Here is a 19,512-nt window from a genome sequence, read left to right as displayed (position 1 = left end):
TTTTTATGGGTGGTTAAAAAAACGTCAGTAAATTAGCTTTCGGTTGCCGGTTTTTCCACCTTACCGGCCAGCTGGGCAAGGAAGTCATAGCGTTTTTGTAAATCCGCCGTCGCATCCTTCCACAGCTGTTCCGCGACTTCCGGCTGCTGCGCGTTAAGGCGGCGGAAGCGCTGCTCGTTCAGGAGCGTTTCTGCCAGCGCGTCTGACGGCGGACGGGAGTCCAGCGCCAGCGGAAGTTTACCTTCATCGGCGCGACGTGGGTCAAAGCGATACAGCGGCCAGAATCCGGTCGCGGTCAGCTGACGCATCTGATCGTGGCTCAGCGCCAGATCGTAACCGTGTTCTTCGCAAGGGCTGTAGGCAATAATCAGCGACGGGCCCGGATACGCTTCCGCTTCCTGAATCGCTTTTACCGTCTGGTTCAGCTGCGCGCCAAGGGAAATCTGCGCGACGTAAACGTGGCCGTACATCATCATGCTGACGCCGAGGTCTTTGCGCGCCTTGCGCTTACCGTGTTCGCCAAACTTGGTGACCGCCCCCAGCGGGGTGGCTTTTGATGCCTGGCCGCCGGTGTTGGAATAGCATTGGGTATCGAGCACCAGAATATTGACGTTTTCGGTCAGGCTCAGCACGTGGTCAAGACCGCCGAAGCCGATATCGTAGGCCCAGCCATCGCCACCGATTAGCCAGATCGATTTCTCGACCAGCGCGTCGGCGTCGGTTAGCAGCTCTTTCGCGTCGGCTTCATTTGCCAGAACCTTACGCAGCTCGGCCACCTGTTCGCGGCGTACTTCAGGCGTTGCTTCCGCGTGCAGCGCGTCGTTAAGCGCGGGCGGAAGTTTATCGGCGAACTGCGACAGCAGACGCATTACGCGCTGACGGTGCTGATCGACGGTGAGGCGGAAACCGAGACCAAACTCGGCGTTATCCTCGAACAGCGAGTTAGCCCACGCCGGCCCGCGGCCGTTGGCATCGGTGGTGTAGGGCGTGGAAGGCAGGTTGCCGCCGTAAATCGATGAACAACCGGTGGCGTTGGCAATCAGCATCCGGTCGCCGTAGAGCTGAGTCAGCAGCTTGATATACGGCGTTTCGCCGCAGCCGGAGCAGGCGCCGGAGTATTCGAACAGCGGGCTGATCAGCTGCGAGGTGCGGATATCGATACGCTCCAGCTTGCTGCGGTCCATTTCCGGCAGATTGAGGAAGTAGTCATAATTCACTTTCTCTTCTTCAACATGTTCAAGGCGCGACATCATATTGATGGCCTTGATTTCCGGGTTCTGCCTGTCTTTGGCCGGACAAACCTCGACGCAGAGATTACAGCCGGTGCAATCTTCAGGCGCGACCTGCAGAACGTACTTCTGGCCGCGCATATCGCGGGATTTAACGTCCAGAGAATGCAGGCTGGCCGGGGCATTTTCCATCGCGTCCGGGGAGACCACTTTCGCGCGGATTGCCGAGTGCGGGCAGGCGGCCACGCAGTGGTTACACTGGGTGCAAAGTTCTTCCTTCCAGATAGGGATCTCTTCGGCGATATTGCGTTTTTCCCAGCGGGTGGTGCCCATCGGCCAGGTACCGTCCGGCGGCAGGGCGGAGACCGGAAGCGCATCGCCGAGCCCGGCCAGCATGGCGGCGGTCACGGTTTTGACGAAATCCGGCGCGGCGTCGGAGACGACCGGCGGGCGGTTCGGGCTGTTGGCGTCGACCTGCTGCAGCGGCACTTCCGCCAGCGACTCGCGGGCCAGGGCCAGCGCCTGCCAGTTGCGTTCGACCAGCTCCTGACCTTTGCTGCTGTAGCTTTTAGCAATCGCCCCCTGCAGCTCCGACAGCGCGCTATCGCCCGGCAGGATCTGCGTCAGATGGAAAAAGGCCATCTGCATGACGGTGTTGATACGCGCTCCAAGGCTACACTCGCGGGCGATTTTTGCCGCGTTAACGATATAAAACCGCGCTTTTTTCTGATTCAGCGTAGCCTGGACTTCCTGCGGCAGACGCGACCAGACCTCTTCGGCGCCGTAAGGCGTGTTGAGCAGGAAAATACCGCCGGGCTTCAGGCGTTCAACCATCTGATACTTGTCGATAAACTGCAGCTGGTGGCAGCCGACGAAATCCGCCTGTGAAATCAGATAGGAAGAACGAATCGGCTTCTCGCTAACGCGCAGATGGGAAACCGTCAGGCCGCCGGCCTTTTTCGAATCATAGACGAAATAGCCCTGCGAGAACCACGGCGTCGAGTTACCGATAATCTTGATATTGTTTTTGGTGGCCGAGACGCTACCGTCGCTGCCGAGCCCGTAAAACAGGGCTTCCAGCTTCGCCTCCGACGGCAGCGTGTTTTCTACCAGCGGCAGCGAAAGATTGGTGACGTCATCGTAGATGCCGACGGTAAAGCGCGGCTTGGGTTTAGCGGCGCTCAGTTCGTTGAATATCGCCAGGACGCACTCCGGCCCGAACTCTTTTGAAGAGAGACCGTAGCGGCCGCCAATGGTACGCGGCAGGGTTTCTCGCTCGCCGCGGTTGAAGGCTTCCGCCAGCGCGGTCATCACGTCGAGATACAGCGGCTCAGCCTGGGCACCCGGTTCCTTGGTGCGGTCAAGCACCGCTACGGCGCGGGCGCTTACCGGCAGCGCTTCCAGCAGGTGGGCTGCGGAGAAGGGGCGGTAAAGACGAACTTTCAGTACACCGACTTTTTCACCGCGGCTCAGCAGTTCATCAACCACTTCCTCACAGGTGCCGATTGCGGAGCCCATAATCACGATAACGCGCTCGGCTTGTGGATGGCCGTAGAACTCAAACGGTTTGTACTGACGCCCGGTGGCGGCGGCAAAATCGTTCATCGCCGTTTCAACGTGCGCGTAAACCGCGTCGTACCACGGGTTAGTTGCTTCACGTGACTGGAAGTAGGTATCCGGATTCGCTGAGGTGCCGCGGATTACCGGATGTTCGGGGTTCAGGGCGCGCTGGCGATGTTCATCGATTTTATCCTGCGGCAGCAGGCTGAGAAGGGTATCGTCCGCCAGCGGGGCGATTTTGTTGATTTCGTGCGAGGTGCGGAAACCATCAAAGAAATGAATAAATGGCACCCGGCTTTGCAGCGTGGCGATATGCGAAATCAGCGCAAAGTCCTGGGCTTCCTGGACGCTGCTGGCGCAGAGCATCGCGCAGCCGGTCTGACGCACGGCCATGACGTCCGAGTGATCGCCGAATATGGAGAGCGCGTGGGTTGCCACGGTGCGGGCGGCGACGTGCAGAACAAACGGCATCAGCTGGCCGGCCAGTTTGTACAGCGTCGGGATCATCAGCAGTAAACCCTGCGATGAAGTAAAAGAGGTCGAGAGGGCGCCGGTTTGCAGCGCGCCGTGTACGGCGCCGATTGCCCCGGCTTCCGACTGCATTTCGACGACGCGGGGGACATCGCCCCAGACGTTTTTCAGCCCGTTGCCCGCCCAGGCGTCCGCCTGCTCCGCCATCGTGGAGCTGGGCGTGATCGGGTAGATGGCGATAACTTCACTGGTGCGAAACGCGACTGAAGCAACCGCGCCATTACCGTCGATAGTGATCATATCAATACTCACATTGCTAAATTTTTGATAAAAAAAGTTTTTATGCCCATTGATACACGCTGAGCACTCGCTGAGCTCTTCTGCGAAACCGCTATCGGCGCGATTCCACCGGTAGCGGAAAGTTCGTATCTCACCTGCCTGGTAACGGGGTTGCGTTACCTGCATCGCTACGGGCAGGGGGACCGGGTTTGTGAATCACTGTTTAAGTATAGACCCCAGAGGAACATGATTTTTTGATCTCCAGTAGCGACAAAATCCATAGTTCAGATAAATTAATTCAAGGTATTACATAGGTGCCTACGTATGAACGACACCCTACACCAAAATCAGTGGCGTCATTTTTCCATAAGTAGCAGTGTGGCGAATTTCGCCAGTCAAAGCCTCCTGACCGACAACACTGTCTTAATTACCTGTAGGTAATTTATTCGAGTTTTGCTATATTTTAGATACCTGATGGTAAATGGCGTTAGAATCATTGCGATGGATAAATACGAAATCAGACGACAGCGCTTGCTCTATATCCGTGATAATTTATGCGGCGGTAAGGCTGTTGATGTGGCCCGAACCCTTGGACGGGAGCCTTCTTACGTCTCAAGGATGCTCTACCCCGAAGGCAAAAAGCAAAAGAAAAGGATAGCTGACGAGATGGTCGAACTTATTGAATCTTCGTTCAATCTGCCCCGTGGATGGATGGACGGTATCACCGGTAATATTGATATCGAGCGAGAACCGGTAGAGGATTCGCCGCAGATGCCATATGTCATTGAGGTTCTGGATGCCCAGGCCAGCGCAGGGCCGGGCTGCATTGTCTCCAGTGAGGTTGATGAAACGGTGAATAGCATCACCTATGACTCTGCCGGCGCGCTGCGGCTTTTTGGTAACCGGCCCGCAGAGCATATCAAGGTGATCACGGTCTCCGGCGATAGCATGTCCGGCACCATTGAGACCGGTGACTACATTTTTGTCGATGTCTCGAAAGACTACTTTGAAGGTGACGGCATTTATGTCTTTTCTTTTAAAGGCGCGGTGCTGGTGAAACGTCTTCAGTTCACGGCGGATGGGCTGCTCGTTCACTCGGATAACAGCAAATATGCGGACTGGACGATTGGCGAAAGCCATGAACAGTATCTGAAGATCATTGGTCGCGTGATTTATAGCCACAGCGTTAAACGCTTTGTTTAAAGGCGTTCATTGCCGCGCAGCTTCGCCATCCTGTTTCTGTCATAAACCCTGAGCTCAGCCATAAGCATTACCCGGGTATGCCACCTGTACGCCGGGCATACCTGCGGCTTCGCACCCCTCAATCCTGTGACCCGCTGTTCAACACTACCCGCCTCGGACCTTTTCAGCTGTTTTTACGCGGCATACCACTTTTTTTCAAAAATATTTTCAATATTTTCAATTGGTTAATGTGTTTTTGTCATAAAGTATACCTATGGGTATTTATTTTTAAATAACCCTGAGGTTTTCTTCTGTCATCAGCTTGATAGGCAGCACTATCCGGATGATGAAATACAACGATTCATAACTGAATCTACGTGGCTGAAAAGCCAGCGCCATGGCGCAGTGCGCTTTGGGGTGAAGCTATTGGCAAGGATCCGATTGCCGAAGGCATTCCGCCAAAGCCCATTAAAGGAGACCGCAATGTCCCGTAAAACCGCGTTTAATGGCTCCGCTGCGGGCCGACGTCGCGCGCAGCGCTCCCACTTACAAAATCCGCAAACGCTCAGTTCAGATCTTATCCATCGGCCCACTCCGTCCCGCGCTCAGATTCAGGCAAAAGGGAAGCACCATACGCCTGAACGTATTGAGGACGCATTGCCGATTAAATTTGTGGCACAGGATATTTTTTGGCAGCGCGAGGAATATAAACGGCAAATTGAGCGAGCGACCATCATTTATCAGCAAGAATTTGCACACCAGTATGCGCAGCCAGGAACCTGGCTCTTCCAGAGGGCAATTTATGCGCTTGGTTTGCAAAAAAGAAAGAAAGTAACGGCGAGGTAACGCCTTAGTGCCAGGAAAAATGACCCTGCGCTTCGTTATTTACCATCATAACTCATAGTGAAAGAAGGGAGGGTATATGTCCGATCCTGTTTCCGGTACGTCGATAATTGTTGCTGGTGGATTAATGGGCGCTGGTATGTTTGGCCTGGTGACAGGTATTGATTATGGCGTTGTTTTTGGGGCTTTTGCTGGCGCGGTATTTTATGTTGCGACGGCGGTTAATATCACGCGCTTTAGACTCGTCGCCTATTTTATGACTTCTTTTATTGTCGGCGTTTTGGGTTCCGGGTTAATTGGTACGAAGCTGGCTATCTGGACCGGATACAATGAACGACCTTTAGACGCGTTAGGCGCCGTGCTGATATCCGCGCTGATTATTAAGATACTTACGTTCCTGAATAATCAAGAACTAACCGACCTCTACAAAATACTAACCCGCAACAATAGTGGGCGCCCGAATGGGAAATGAACTTCCCGCGCTGCTTAATGCCGTTCTCTGCGCTTTGATCACCCTAACCTTAATGTTTTATCGGCGCGCCCGGTACAGAAGGTATCGACCATGGATATCGTATACGGCTTATTTACTGGTAATCACCTATGCCAGCATACCGTTTCGTTATCTCTCCGGCTTGTATACGTCGACCCACTGGTTGGTTGTTACCGTGAATTTTTTTGTCTTTATTGCCGTGTTCCTGGTGAGGGGGAATATTGCGCATTTAATCGATAAATGAGGAATAAATGAATAAAGATGAGATTTTTAATGCCATTCTGGAAAAGGAGGGCGGTTATGTAAATCATCCTGATGATAAAGGAGGTCCGACAAGCTGGGGGATTACTCAAGTCACCGCACGGGCTCATGGTTATGATGGCGATATGCAAAAACTGACGCGCCAACAGGCGCTGGATATTCTCAACGCTGACTACTGGATTGCGCCCCGGTTCGATCATGTTGCTGAAATATCTACCGCGATCGCTGAAAAACTGTGTGACGCCGGGGTCAATATGGGGCCTGTTCTGCCGGGTAAGTGGCTTCAACGCTGGTTAAATGCTTTTAATCATCGTGGGGTACTTTATCCGGATCTTATAACCGATGGTGTTATTGGCCCCAGGACCTTAAATGCCTTGAGCCATTATGTTATTCGAAGAGGCAGTGAAGGGGAGCTTGTACTGCTACGGGCATTAAACTGTAGCCAGGGGCAGTATTATCTGGAGTTAGCAGAAAAAAGTGAGGCTAATAAATCATTTATATATGGTTGGTTAAGGGCTCGGATAGCTATGTAATTTTCTGTTTTATTAATCTAATTCGTTCAGTAACTGAAATCTGGAGAAAGTGAATATGTATACATCTAATGATTTAACCCTCTCAATGTTCTCGCGGAGAGAGTAAAGGGCAATTAAGTTAAGTGAGTTGCAATCAGGTATTTATTGGGAAATCCAGATGCAAGTGCCGGATGCATATATTCGAATATTTATACGGTAAGTAATTAAATCCTCGGTAAGGAATATTTAAATGGTTGAACAAAAAAGTAATGCGCAAATTTTAAATGGCGTTAACGACGATATTTCAGAAATGAAATCATTGGCCACATTGCGTAAACGTGTGGTGACAGATGGTGAAGTCGTTTCTAAATCTCAGAACGCGTTCCGCCTGGCTGGTAGCAAAACGGGAGTCATACTGCGCAATGACGGGAATGATTTTCACGCCCTGGTAACCTCTGAGGGGCAGGCGCAAGACGGGCAATGGAATACCCTTCGCCCATTATCCTTTAACCTCAAAACTGGCCGCGTTGCTCTTCGTAATGGTGTGGATATTTCAGGCGGGGCCATGGTTTCTCACAATGCGGGAGTTTTTACCACATTGACCGGGCCAGATGCGCTTATTAACGGTCAAACCTATGACTCTGCCCCTATGTATACCGATTTCAAGACTGGTAGCGTCGTTACAAGAATGCTTATGGGGGCTCGGGTTAACGCCGGTCATGATGATTACGGCTTACTTTCATACCGTGACTGGCATGGAAAGTGGAATGAGCTTCGTGTCCGTCCTAACAATGAACTTGATGCAGGTCAGTATGTTAAACGCAATCCAGACGGATGGTTTGTCGCGAAAGGTTATCGCCAGGCAGATAACAACGCAGCCAGAATAACGAACGGTTTATGCATTCAGGGGGCAGGAGATTTATCCGCAGACCTCTATCACTCTGAACGTATTGGCCAGCATCATTTCTTCGGCCTACATGTGGCCAACGGTGGCGCGCAGGGCTGGTATGAGTTCCGTAATGATGGTCATGCCTATACTAATGGCGCCTGGCACAGCAGTTCTGACGCACGCATGAAAACCCAGGTTGAAAAAATCGATAATGCATTTGAAAAACTGAATCGCATCAGTGGTTACACCTACCTGAAGCAGGGAGTTAGCGAAGCTGGCGTTATCGCACAAGAAGTGGAGGCTGTTCTACCTCAAACCGTCTCTCGGACTGAAGTGATTTTAAACGATGGCCGTGTGCTGAAGGATGCCCTCAGCATAAATATCAATGGTGTAGTGGCCCTGCTTGTTGAAGCGCTTAAAGAAGAACGTCAGGCGTTGATTCAGGAGCAGGAAGCCAGACAGTCATTTGAACGACGTCTGGCAGCGCTTGAAGAACGTGTAGGCCGGGAGGGCTGATTCATGGATGAATATGATAATAATGATGCGCCGCCGGTGACAAAGAGTTTCCGTCTGTCTGCTGAAGAAAACGGGACGGGCCTTCGGGTTACCTCCTCGGTGAAAAAACCGATTAAGGCTGAACACTATGACAACTGAATTGAATGGTCCGGGGCCTATTGCCGGGGAATATAAAGGTGGTAGTAGCGATAATCTTAATGAACAGAGTGACAATTCGACTCCGGGGGGCAGCAATAACGGCAATTCCGGTAATCATGACCCGAATACGGCCCCATTATCCGCTGCAGATAAACAGATTGCTGCCGTAAAAAGCGACCCAAAAGTACGCCAGAGACTGGCGGATTTAATTAAAGGGGCAAAAGCAATTAATCCGAACGCGCACCTTTTTACCAGTGAGCTTTCGCAAAGCGGTATGCTGACTATCGGAATCGATGGTTTAACAGTTGATCAAACTTTCGCACTTGGTCTGCGCGGAATTATCACCATCACTGGCACTGATGGCCCTCATTCCTTTGGCAGTTTTGACACCGGACATAAAATCGGGGATTTCGATAGCAGGCCGAGCGGCAATAATGGCAGTGCAGAAAATCTGGCTGAAAACAAGACGTCACTTGAAGCTTACGCCTCTGTCATGCAGGGGGAGATCCCCACAGGATTCTGGGTTGATAATGAAAAAATCATGACTGAAGTTATTGTGATATTCGAAATTAATGGTGGAGGAAAAGGAAACGACCGTACGGGTTCCAGAAAGGAAAAAGTAGAAGTTAAGTCTCTGACTGAAGCATTTAAAACATGGAAGAGAATCAAAGACGAGATTGCAGACGAGGCCCGTAAAGCAGAGGAGGCTCATAAAGCAGAGGAAGCTCGTAAGGCCCTTTTTGACAAAGTTGGAATTCAGGACACGCCTGTTTACACACCGGAAATGGTGAAATATGCAAATGCTCAACTGGCGGCAGCCGTAGCAACGGTCCTTAACAGAGCGCCGTCCGGGATACAGTTGTCCGGTGTAGGTAAGGGAGTTGTTACTGCGCTCAGCGAGTGGGCGGGTTCGATAGCAGGCGCACTATGGCGGGGAGCTGTCGCGGTGGCTGAAATCGCCACTGCCAGTACCGCTGGTCCCATGGTAGCTGCGGCATCGACAATATTTTTCTCACCACCCGCAGGAGGCGGTAATGATAGTAAAGTTCCTGGACGTGATATTGATATGATGGCTGCCCAGGCCCGCTTGTTTACGGCCGGTAAGGTGAATATCGAACCAGGGATGAATATGGTTGACCTGCCGGTACGCGGATTTATTACCACGGAGGATAACGGACGACAGTCAGTGATGCTGGTGAAAACCGGTTTCGGCAGCGTGTCAGCCACGGTACCTGTACTGAATGGCGTGCGTGACAAGACCACAGGGCTTGATAAAATCACTGTACCAGCCGTGGCGGGCGCCCCGTCGCGGACCATTCTGGTAAATCCTGTGCCGGTCGGGCCCGCTGCCCCGCCTCACACCGGTAACAGTACGCCGGCACCGGTGACCCCTGTACATACTGGCACGGAGGTTAAGCAGGCCGACAGTATCGTCACGACCACGTTCCCGGCCGCAGACCTCCCGCCACTGCAGGATTTCATTTACTGGCAGCCTGATGTAACGGGGACGGGCGTTGAGCCGATCTATGTTATGCTGAACGGGCCTTATGGCGAGACCAATGCTAAAGGGAAATACAGTAATCGTCCGTACAACACCGAAAAGGCAGGCGGTCCGGTTCAGAATCTGGACTGGAAGGCGGCAATCATTGACCGTGCAGGCATTGATAAGGTGAAACTACATACAGGTCGTTTTGCTGAATCAGATGCCAATAAAGTGATGATTGACAGGCTAGAAAAAATTCTAAAAGGTGAGCTACAGGCTACTGATACCGATAAGAGATACTACACTCATGAGGTCAGAGAACTGGAGCGCTACAGACAGCTTGGCGTTAAAGATAGCGCTCTCCCAGCGAATGAAGCTGAGGTATGGAATAATACTCATACAGCCACTCTGGAGGACTATAAATTAGGTAATAGCGAAACTCTTTTATATACACCAGAAGCGCTGAAAGCAGCAGAAGAACAAGAGTTAAGGGGGTTAAAGTGATTGATTTTGAACGTATAGTAGCAGAGCAGACGCTCGAGGATATTATTCTCTACTTAACAAGGAATGAGAATGGCTTTGGTTATCCTCAAATGGATCGTTTTTTCAGTCGTTATAAGTTTTCAGTAATAGAAAGTGGGGAGTTTATGAGGACCTTTGAACAGATGCGTCAAAAAGGCGTGGTCGTATGGGGCGAAAAAATGCTTGTCAAAAAAGGTCCCAATTGGCAAGAGCCAAAATTCGTCACTGAAAAGAAATACGGTATTCAATAACTTTCATATTTGAAAAATTGCCAGCACATCCCCTGCTGGCTTTTTTTATGTTTGACTGTGACGAGTCCCTGCCGAGTAGAGCCATTCAACTCTGACGATTGTCGCTGATAGGAATGAAAGTGATTTGGATGCTCACCAGTGAGTCAAAGAAGCTAAGATTGAACGCACAGGAAATAATCTTGCAGAACAAAGAACTACATATTTAACTGTCGGGAAACTATCGCCTCATTATGATGAGTCTCAGTCGTACAGAGATTAATGTGCTCATGCTGAGAGGCTTCTGACGCCAAAAAATTTGCTAATAAATGTTAACACAACGCATAAATACGTACTTCGCCTCTCGACGCGGCGCGCTGAGCTGCCTATTATCCTTAGGCTTGTTCATTTTAAGATGTATCTGAGGGGAGAGAAGATGCGAGCTGCGTTTTTAGTGGGATGTGCTGCGCTGTTACTGTCGGCGTGTAGTAGCAATGATGAACCTGTTCAGCAGGCAACGGCGGCGCACGTGTCGCCGGGAATGCGTGCCGCGATGAGCAGCTCCGGCCAGGCAAACTGCGCCATGGTTGGCGGCTCGTTATCGGTCGCCCGCCAGCTTGATGGCTCCGCTATCGGCATGTGCGCATTGCCGAACGGCAAGCGCTGCAGCGAGCAGGCGCTGGCAGGCGGAAGCTGCGGTAACTATTAATTCATCAGGTCGGCGAGCTTATACACCAGCGTCTGGTCGGCGGTCGCCAGCGTTAGCTGCGTTTCCGTCAGGTCGACCTGCGCGCCTTCGCGCAGCATTTTGCTCAGCGTGGCGTCCAGCGTGTTCAGCTGCGAGTCCGTGCAGAGCATGCGGGTCATCGCCAGCTCTTCAACCTTCAGCTCGCCGTCCGAGACTTTGCCCGTGCCGCTGAAGCGGTTGCACATATTACCTGAAACAGACATCTTGCCCGTAATGGGCATTTTTTCGCCGAAGCTCAGCTCCTGCGGCTTATCCGCGGCATTCAGCGGCTGCCCGTTAACGCTGGTCAGCACAAAACGGTGATGCTGAAGCTGTTCCGCTCTGGTTGACACCTTGCTGTTATAAACGCAGCCCGATAGCAACATTCCCGCCGCCAGCAGCGCAGCAAACTTGTTCATTTAGTCTCCATAAATATTTATCGTATTAATAAATGAAGGGAATTGTAACTTTATCGCAGGCGATTACTGTGGGGATTATCTGAATGTGCCCCCCGCAGAGGAGGAGCACAAAAGGGAAAGGAATATCAGACCAGCGCGTTAGCACAGGTTTCGCCAGCATCCACCTGACGCAGGTTGTCGAGGGTGGTTTGTGAAATGCTGATCAGCGCTTCCGCGGTCAGAAATGCCTGGTGACCGGTAAACAGGACGTTATGGCAGGCAGAGAGACGGCGGAACACATCATCCTGAATCACGTCATTAGACTTATCTTCAAAGAACAGATCGCGTTCGTTCTCATACACGTCCATCCCCAGCGCGCCAATTTTCTGATGCTTCAGGGCGTCGATCGCTGCCTGAGAATCGATGAGCGCGCCGCGGCTGGTGTTGATGATCATCACCCCGTCTTTCATGCGATCGAACGCGGCATGGTTCAGCAAATGGTAGTTTTCATCGGTAAGCGGGCAGTGCAGGGAGATAACGTCAGACTCCCGGTACAGGGTTTCAAGATCGACATACTCCACGCCCATATCCAGCGCGGCGGCGCTTGGGTAGGGATCAAACGCCAGCAGACGCATACCGAAGCCTTTCAGAATGCGCAGCGCGGCGACGCCGATTTTACCGGTGCCGATAACGCCGGCGGTTTTACCGTGCATGGTGAAACCGGTTAGTCCTTCAAGGGAGAAGTTTGCATCGCGGGTGCGCTGATAGGCGCGATGAATACGGCGGTTCAGCGACATCATCATGCCGATCGCGTGCTCTGCGACCGCTTCCGGCGAGTAGGCCGGGACGCGCACCACGCGCAGGCCCAGCTCTTTCGCGGCATCGAGATCAACGTTGTTGAACCCCGCGCAGCGCAGCGCGATGTACTTCACGCCGTGGGCTTTCAGTTCTTCGAGTACCGGGCGGCTACCGTCATCGTTTACGAAGATGCACACCGCTTCACAGCCGTTGGCGGTTTTGGCGGTTTTTTCGGTTAGCAGGAAGTCAAAAAATTCCAGTTCAAAGCCGTATGCATCATTGACGTGCTGCAGATACTTCTTGTCGTACTGTTTCGTACTGTATACAGCGATTTTCATAAGACTTTTCTCCAGTGATAATACCGTCACGGTAGCATAATTAAAATAATCTTACAAATGTTAAAAACTAGTTTAATCAGCAGGTTATAGTATTAATTCTAGAGCATATCGTAGAGTTAAGAAATCTCTTTAAAAGACAATACGTTTCATTAAAAGTTGAGGCTCAGCGCCCCTGGCGCCAGCAGGACCAGCGGCCAGAGTAAACCTGAACTGACGTTAGCGAGCTGAAACTGCCAGAGAGAGGTCCCGCTGGCGCCGGTGACCAGCGGCACGGTGGCGCGCAGCGGAGAGAGAAAGCGGCTAAAAAAGACCGCCCACGCGCCGTGGCGGCGCAGGAACAGCTGGCCGCGAGCGAGGCGTTCGGCATTAAGCCAGCGGATACGATGCAGATGGTGCCGGTAGCGGTAGCCCGTCAGCCACGAGAGCCAGAATCCGCCGATGGCGCCGAGGCTGGCGCTCATCCACATTAACAAAAAATGGCCGACGCTGGCCGATGCCAGGGTGCCGAACAGCAGCAGTCCGGAGGTGCCGGGGATCAGCAGCGAGATAACGGCGCAAGATTTCGTGAACGTCAGCAGGAAAACCATCAGCAATACCAATGAATAGCGGCTCTGAGCGTATTCCATCAGCGAGATAATTAAGTCCACAGCACCATCCGTTTACGTTCGCAGGTGTGAACCAGTGTCGCAGGCGAAAACTAAACCCCGGTTAAATAGCCGGCTGGTGAATCACATAGCGGCGACTACGCTTAAACGGGATGGAAACTTTAACTCACAGGTCGAACGTGCCACAATAGCGGCCTCTCGGCTTTTACTTATTTCGAATCAGGATATTAGCTGCCCATGAAGGGTAAATATAAAGCCGCCATCGCGCTATTATTAGCCCTCGTGCTGCTACCGCTGGCTTTGCTATTAACGCTCACCCACTGGGTGCCCACGCTGGCAGGTATCTGGCTACCGGCGGGAACCCGAATCTCACTTAATGAAAGCCCGCGACTGACGCGCTCCGCGCTGCGTATTCCGGATCTGCGCTACCTGGTCGGCGACTGCGAAATCGCGCGCGTCGCCAATGCCTCGCTCTCGCGTCCCAGCCGCTGGCGTTTACATATCAGCGAGCTGGATATAAACAGCGCCTGCCTGAACAAGCTCCCGGAAAGCGAAGCCGCGCCGGGGGCGCCGAAAACCCTCGCCGAATGGCAATCAATGCTCCCTTACAGCTGGCTGACGATTGACAATCTGCGCCTGTCGCCGTGGGAGAAATGGCAGGGGCGGCTGGTGATGTCGCTAACGCCGCAGCAGCAGGATATTGGCTATGCCGGTAAAGAGGTTACCCTCCAGGCGCGGCTGCGCGGCCAGGTGCTGACGGTCAGCGATTTTTCCGCGCGTCTGGTGGAAGACCAGGCGCCGGTGAAGCTGGTGGGCGAGTTTCAGATGCCGCTGGTGCCGGACGGTTTGCCGGTCGACGGCCACCTGTTCAGCACCTTTGAATTTCCACAAACTCCCGGTCTTGTCGATGCCGAGCTGGAGTGGCAGAAGAACCGCGGGCAGCTGCTGGTCACGCCGCGCGGTGAAGTGGAGCCGATGCTTGACCTGCCGTGGGAAATCACCCCGGATCGTATCGTCATCAGCGATGGCCGCTGGCACACCGAATACGCGGGCAATGCGTTGAGCGGCCGGGTTGCGCTTTCGCTGGGCAACTGGCAGCAGGGCACCGAGCAGATGCAGGTCAGCGGGCGTCTTAACGTGCTCACTCAGGGTCAGGCCGGGAAGGGCAACGCCGTGCTGAATATCGGCCCCGGTAAGCTGAGCATGGACAGCAGCGACATGCCGCTACAGCTGACCGGCGAGGCCAAGCTCGGCGATCTGATTTTTTATGCCCGACTGCCCGCGCAGCTGAGCGGGCCGCTTACCGCGCCGGTGCTCAATTTTCACCCCGGCGCGCTGCTGCGTTCGCGCGGGCGGGTCATCGATTCGTTGAATATCGATGAAATCCGCTGGCCGCTGGCGGGCGTTAAAGTGACGCAACAGGGCGTTGATGGCCGCCTGCAGGCTATTCTACGGGCCCATGAGCAGGAGATGGGGGATTTTATCCTGCATCTTGATGGCCAGGCCGACAACTTTATGCCCGACCGCGGCCGCTGGCAGTGGCGCTACTGGGGCGATGGCCATTTCACCCCGATGCAGGCGCGCTGGGATGTTAAAGGCGCGGGCGAATGGGTTGATAGCGCCATTGTGCTCAACAGCCTGTCGACCGGTTTCGATAAGTTGCAGTATGGATCCATGCTGGTGAGTACCCCGCGCCTGACGCTGGAAAAACCGATCCACTGGCTGCGCGATGAGCAGCATCCCAAGCTGACCGGCGCGCTGTCGCTGGATGCCGGGAAAACCACCTTCAGCGGCGGCAGCGAACTGCCGCCGTCAACGCTTAAGTTCAACATTGATGGCCGCGATCCGACCTGGTTCCGGTTCAGCGGCTCCCTGCATGCGCAAAAAATTGGCCCAGTGCGCGTGACCGGGCGCTGGGACGGCGAACGTCTGCGCGGCGAGGCGTGGTGGCCAAAACAGTCGCTGACCGTTTTCCAGCCGTTGGTGCCGCCGGAGTGGAAGATGAACCTGCGTGAGGGAACGCTCTACGCGCAGGTGGCATTCTCTGCCGCCGCCGAACAGGGCTTCGAGGCGGGCGGTCACGGTGTGCTCAAAGACGGCAGCGCCTGGATGCCGGATAACCAGATCAACGGCGTCGATTTTGTGCTGCCGTTCCGCTTTAGCGACGCCACCTGGCAGCTTGGCACCCGCCATCCGGTATCGCTGCGCATCGGCGAAGTCGTCAACCAGTTCACCGCGCGCAATCTGACGGCGGATCTCCAGGGCGCATATCCCTGGAGTGAAGACGCACCTTTACAGTTGAGCAACGTCAGCGTCGATATTCTCGGCGGCAAGCTGACCATGCAGCAGCTGCGGATGCCGCAGCACGATCCGGCGCTGCTGCGTTTGCAAAATATCTCCAGCAGCGAGTTAATTAGCGCGATTAAAGTGAAGCAGTTCGCCGTGTCCGGCCCGTTTAACGGTGCGCTGCCGCTGTGGCTGGATAACGATAAATGGATTATCAAGGACGGCTGGTTCAGCAATCCGGGGCCGATGACGATGCGTCTTGATAAAGACACCGCTGACGCGCTGGTGGCCGACAACGTCTCCGCCGGGGCGGCCATTAACTGGCTGCGCTATATGGAAGTGGCCACCTCGTGGACGCGGATCAACCTCGATAACCTCGGCGTACTGACGCTGAAGGCGACGATTAGCGGCACCAGCCGGGTAGAAGGCAAAAGCAATACGGTGCACTTAAACTACTCCCATGAAGAGAATATTTTTGACCTGTGGCGCAGCTTGCGTTTCGGCGACAATCTGCAGGCGTGGCTGGAGCAGAACGCCAGGCTGCCCGCGCCGCGCTGTCAGGACAGTCATACCTGTAAGGAACAACAATAATGATCAAACTATTCGCCGCCTTTCTGGCCACCGCGCTGCTGGCGGGCTGTACGCCGCGTATTGAAATCGCGGCATCGAAAGAGCCGATCACCATCAATATGAACGTCAAAATTGAGCATGAAATTCATATCAAGCTGGATAAAGACGTTGAGAATCTGCTCAAATCTCGTAGCGATCTGTTCTGAGGCGATGATGAGAATACGACTGATAACCGCCGCGCTGGCGCTGGTGCTGTTCAGCGCTCAGGCGCAGGCCCTGACCCTGAATGAGGCTCGCCAGCAGGGGCGGGTTGGCGAAACCCTCAACGGCTATCTTGAACCGCTGCGTCAGGATAAAGAAACCCTTGAGCTGGTGAAACAGATCAACGCCGCCCGCAGCGACAGCTATCAGCAGCTGGCGGATGACAATAATCTACCGGTAGATCAGGTGGCGAAAATGGCCGGTCAGAAGCTGGTCGCCAGGGCGCAGCCGGGCGAGTACGTGAAGGGCCTTAACGGCAAATGGCTGAAAAAATAGCTATCGGCAGCGCTTGCGATACTCCCCCGGCGAGACGCCGAAGCGCTGCTTAAAGGCGGTGGAAAAATGGCTATGATCGCTGAAGCCCCAGCTGTAGCCGATCCCCGCCAGCTTTTCGTCATCATGGGCGCTTTGCAGCGCGCGGGCGCACAAATCGAGCCGACGATTCTTGATATATTGCGCCACCACCAGCCCCTTTTCCGCAAACAGCCGATAGAGGCTGCGCACCGACATGCCGGTTTCGCTGGCCAGCCACTCCGGGCGCAGATGTTCCGCCTGAATCGACTCATCGATTAACGCCATGATTTTCTGAAACTGCTTATCGCGCCGGGAAGGCTGGGCCTCCTGATGATGCAGCATCGGGCGCAGCAGGCAGACGATGGCCTCCAGCGCCGCTTTGCTTTCGCTGGCCGAGAGTTCAGGGCTGTTCATGCTTTCATGCAGCAGGCGCTGGCTGAGCTGGACCATCGGCAGGCTTTTCGCCAGCCGGGTAGCGATGCTGATTTCACTGCCGCGCAGCTGTTGCTCCAGCAGCGATCTTGGCAGCAGCAGGGAGGCCTGACGCGAGGTTTGCTGCCAGATAATTGAACAGGGACGAGACGCGTCAATCAGGGTGATATCGCCGCTTTCCAGCATCGCCTGGCGGCCATCCTGCTCGATCGTTGCCTGGCCCGCGAGCTGGAAGACGGTATAAAACCAGGCGTCGTTATCGCGCTGGATCTCTTGTCGGGTGCGGTAAAGATTAATGCCGCAGGCGGTCACCGTGCTGACTTTCAGGTCGCCGGCATAGCTGGCGTCGATCTCACCGTGGAAATTATCAGCCAGCGGACGGGCGGCAAACTGCCCGCAGACCTGATTGATTTTTGCTAACCAATGCTGGTAGTTCTGCCCACGATTTGCCGTACTCATCGCGCATCCCTTGTAATAATAATGTTTTTGCATTGTTGCACTTATGATGCCGGAGGCAAGGGTCAACGGCGGAGTATATGAAAGAACTATTACCTGCTGCACATTTTCTGTCCGCCTCATCAACTTAATTGCGGCGCCTGTCACAGCGGCAACAGCGAATGTCACAGAGAAAAAAGCGTGAATCGCGACCCCGGCATAAACTGAAACCACTATCCGTGAACAATAAGGAAGGGGTATGTCCACATCACAGGTCGCGCTACTCGCCAGCGTGCAGCAGTTTTTAGACAGACAGCATGGGTTGTATCTCGACGGTGCGCAGCAGGCGGCAGAGAGCGAAAAGCGCTTAACCGTCTGGGATCCGGCCACCGGTCAGGCTATCGCCAGCACCGCGGATGCTAACGCCGCGGATGTCGATCGGGCGGTGATGTCCGCCTGGCGCGCTTTCGTTTCCCGCAGCTGGGCAGGGCGGACGCCCGCCGACCGCGAACGGATCCTGCTGCGCTTCGCCGATCTGGTGGAGCAGCACGGCGAGGAGCTGGCGCAGCTGGAGACCCTTGAACAGGGGAAATCGATTAACATTTCCCGCGCCTTTGAAGTGGGCTGCACGCTGAACTGGATGCGCTATACCGCCGGACTGACCACTAAAATCAGCGGCCGCACCCTCGACGTATCGATCCCCTTCCCGCAGGGCGCACGCTATCAGGCGTGGACCAAAAAAGAGCCGGTGGGCGTGGTGGCCGGGATCGTGCCGTGGAATTTCCCGTTGATGATCGGCATGTGGAAAGTGATGCCCGCGCTGGCGGCTGGCTGCTCGATCGTCATTAAGCCGTCGGAAACCACGCCGCTGACCCTGCTGCGGGTAGCGGAACTGGCAACCGAGGCCGGCGTGCCGGGCGGCGTTTTTAACGTGGTGACCGGCAGCGGCGCCGGGTGCGGCGCGGCGCTGACCTCGCATCCTCAGGTCGCCAAGGTGAGCTTTACCGGATCGACCGCTACCGGTAAACAGATTGCCCGCGTGGCCGCTGACCGCCTTACCCGGGTCACGCTGGAGCTGGGCGGCAAGAACCCGGCCATCGTGCTGAAAGATGCCGATCCGCAGTGGGTTATTGAGGGATTAATGACCGGTAGCTTTCTGAATCAGGGGCAGGTGTGCGCCGCCAGTTCGCGAATTTATATCGAAGCGCCGCTGTTCGATACGCTGGTGAGCGGCTTTGAGCAGGCGGTGAAGTCGCTACAGGTCGGGCCCGGTATGCTTGAGAGCAGCCAGATTAACCCGGTAGTGTCGCAGGCGCACTGCGCAAAAGTGGCGGCCTATCTTGATGAAGCCCGTCAGCAGAAGGCAGAGCTGATTAGCGGTAACGTGGGGCCGAATGCGCAGGGCTACTATATTGCGCCAACGCTGGTGATTAATCCCGACGCCGGGCTGCGCCTTAGCCGGGAAGAGGTTTTCGGTCCGGTGGTGAACCTGGTACGCGTGGCCGACGGGGAAGAGGCGCTGCGCCTGGCCAACGACAGCGATTTTGGCCTGACCGCCAGCGTCTGGACCCGCGACCTGAGCCAGGCGCTGAGCTATACCGATCGCCTGCAGGCGGGGACGGTGTGGGTCAACAGCCATACGCTGATCGACGCCAACCTGCCGTTCGGCGGCATGAAGCAGTCCGGTACCGGCCGCGATTTCGGCCCCGACTGGCTGGACGACTGGTGCGAAACAAAGTCGGTTTGCGTGCGCTACTAGCCGCCTT

At 54.5% G+C, this 19,512-nt stretch carries 19 protein-coding genes; 14 read left to right on the top strand and 5 right to left on the bottom strand.

Annotated features, from left to right (window positions below):
• Window positions 1–32: 32 nt before the first annotated feature.
• Window positions 33–3,560, bottom strand: a complete 3,528-nt coding sequence (nifJ, locus tag CDA56_RS07435; protein ID WP_025107972.1) for a pyruvate:ferredoxin (flavodoxin) oxidoreductase — start codon at window positions 3,558–3,560, stop codon at window positions 33–35.
• Window positions 3,561–4,040: 480 nt separating this feature from the next.
• Between nifJ and CDA56_RS07430 the strand changes: the two genes are divergently transcribed.
• The 10 genes from CDA56_RS07430 to CDA56_RS07390 all read left to right on the top strand — a co-directional run bounded on the left by CDA56_RS07430 (window position 4,041) and on the right by CDA56_RS07390 (window position 11,311).
• On the top strand, window positions 4,041–4,742 hold the full coding sequence (locus tag CDA56_RS07430) for a S24 family peptidase (protein WP_046877232.1): 702 nt from the start codon (window positions 4,041–4,043) through the stop codon (window positions 4,740–4,742).
• Window positions 4,743–5,204: 462 nt separating this feature from the next.
• The gene (locus tag CDA56_RS07425; RefSeq protein ID WP_014229124.1) at window positions 5,205–5,567 is read left to right on the top strand and encodes a transcriptional antitermination N peptide; all 363 of its coding nucleotides are present in this window, start codon (window positions 5,205–5,207) and stop codon (window positions 5,565–5,567) included.
• A 76-nt stretch (window positions 5,568–5,643) separates the two neighbouring features.
• A complete protein-coding gene (locus CDA56_RS07420) occupies window positions 5,644–6,036 on the top strand; it encodes a phage holin family protein (RefSeq protein ID WP_025107970.1) in 393 nt (130 codons plus the stop codon).
• Window positions 6,026–6,298: a phage holin family protein gene (locus CDA56_RS07415; RefSeq protein ID WP_102803581.1), complete on the top strand. Its 273-nt coding sequence runs from the start codon at window positions 6,026–6,028 to the stop codon at window positions 6,296–6,298. Before CDA56_RS07420 ends, CDA56_RS07415 begins: the two co-directional genes overlap by 11 nt.
• Window positions 6,299–6,305: 7 nt before the next feature.
• Entirely contained in the window at window positions 6,306–6,848 is a 543-nt protein-coding gene (locus CDA56_RS07410; RefSeq protein WP_102803580.1) for a glycoside hydrolase family 108 protein, read from the top strand.
• Between the two features lie 229 nt (window positions 6,849–7,077).
• Window positions 7,078–8,232 (top strand): tail fiber domain-containing protein, encoded by a 1,155-nt coding sequence (locus CDA56_RS07405; protein ID WP_032720806.1) that lies wholly within the window; start codon window positions 7,078–7,080, stop codon window positions 8,230–8,232.
• Between the two features lie 3 nt (window positions 8,233–8,235).
• Window positions 8,236–8,370, top strand: a complete 135-nt coding sequence (locus tag CDA56_RS31495) for a hypothetical protein (RefSeq protein WP_256681588.1) — start codon at window positions 8,236–8,238, stop codon at window positions 8,368–8,370.
• On the top strand, window positions 8,360–10,357 hold the full coding sequence (locus CDA56_RS31145) for an S-type pyocin domain-containing protein (protein WP_224260716.1): 1,998 nt from the start codon (window positions 8,360–8,362) through the stop codon (window positions 10,355–10,357). Before CDA56_RS31495 ends, CDA56_RS31145 begins: the two co-directional genes overlap by 11 nt.
• A complete protein-coding gene (locus tag CDA56_RS07395) occupies window positions 10,354–10,626 on the top strand; it encodes a hypothetical protein (protein WP_032720805.1) in 273 nt (90 codons plus the stop codon). Before CDA56_RS31145 ends, CDA56_RS07395 begins: the two co-directional genes overlap by 4 nt.
• A 412-nt stretch (window positions 10,627–11,038) precedes the next feature.
• Complete coding sequence (locus CDA56_RS07390) at window positions 11,039–11,311, top strand: putative hemolysin (RefSeq protein WP_004101621.1); 273 nt, start codon at window positions 11,039–11,041, stop codon at window positions 11,309–11,311.
• On the opposite strand, the gene hslJ is transcribed toward CDA56_RS07390, so the two are convergent.
• From hslJ to CDA56_RS07375, 3 genes are all read right to left on the bottom strand, one after another.
• Complete coding sequence (gene hslJ, locus CDA56_RS07385) at window positions 11,308–11,748, bottom strand: heat shock protein HslJ (RefSeq protein ID WP_102803579.1); 441 nt, start codon at window positions 11,746–11,748, stop codon at window positions 11,308–11,310. The genes CDA56_RS07390 and hslJ overlap by 4 nt on opposite strands.
• A 125-nt stretch (window positions 11,749–11,873) precedes the next feature.
• The gene (locus CDA56_RS07380) at window positions 11,874–12,863 is read right to left on the bottom strand and encodes a 2-hydroxyacid dehydrogenase (protein ID WP_102803578.1); all 990 of its coding nucleotides are present in this window, start codon (window positions 12,861–12,863) and stop codon (window positions 11,874–11,876) included.
• Window positions 12,864–13,012: 149 nt separating this feature from the next.
• Window positions 13,013–13,510 carry a DedA family protein gene (locus CDA56_RS07375; RefSeq protein WP_004850371.1) on the bottom strand — a complete coding sequence of 166 codons (498 nt, stop codon included), beginning with the start codon at window positions 13,508–13,510 and terminating at the stop codon, window positions 13,013–13,015.
• Between the two features lie 195 nt (window positions 13,511–13,705).
• On the opposite strand from CDA56_RS07375, the gene CDA56_RS07370 reads away from it, so the two are divergent.
• Genes CDA56_RS07370 through CDA56_RS07360 form a run of 3 tightly spaced genes read left to right on the top strand, consistent with a single transcriptional unit; the run spans window position 13,706 to window position 16,861 of the window.
• Window positions 13,706–16,345, top strand: a complete 2,640-nt coding sequence (locus CDA56_RS07370) for a YdbH family protein (protein ID WP_102803577.1) — start codon at window positions 13,706–13,708, stop codon at window positions 16,343–16,345.
• Window positions 16,345–16,530 (top strand): YnbE family lipoprotein, encoded by a 186-nt coding sequence (locus CDA56_RS07365; protein WP_004121063.1) that lies wholly within the window; start codon window positions 16,345–16,347, stop codon window positions 16,528–16,530. The genes CDA56_RS07370 and CDA56_RS07365 overlap by 1 nt, the downstream gene beginning before the upstream one ends.
• Window positions 16,531–16,537: 7 nt before the next feature.
• Window positions 16,538–16,861 carry a YdbL family probable chaperone protein gene (locus CDA56_RS07360; protein WP_014838317.1) on the top strand — a complete coding sequence of 108 codons (324 nt, stop codon included), beginning with the start codon at window positions 16,538–16,540 and terminating at the stop codon, window positions 16,859–16,861.
• Here CDA56_RS07360 and feaR read toward each other — a convergent pair whose 3' ends face one another.
• Entirely contained in the window at window positions 16,862–17,770 is a 909-nt protein-coding gene (feaR, locus tag CDA56_RS07355) for a transcriptional regulator FeaR (protein ID WP_025107961.1), read from the bottom strand.
• A gap of 235 nt (window positions 17,771–18,005) precedes the next feature.
• Here feaR and CDA56_RS07350 point away from each other — a divergent pair, with 235 nt between their 5' ends.
• A complete protein-coding gene (locus CDA56_RS07350; RefSeq protein WP_064375763.1) occupies window positions 18,006–19,505 on the top strand; it encodes an aldehyde dehydrogenase family protein in 1,500 nt (499 codons plus the stop codon).
• Window positions 19,506–19,512 lie beyond the last annotated feature (7 nt).

Source organism: Klebsiella michiganensis, from assembly GCF_002925905.1.
Classification (GTDB): domain Bacteria; phylum Pseudomonadota; class Gammaproteobacteria; order Enterobacterales; family Enterobacteriaceae; genus Klebsiella; species Klebsiella michiganensis.
Note: the sequence above shows the minus strand (reverse complement) of the source record. Positions and strands in the feature narration are given on the sequence as shown.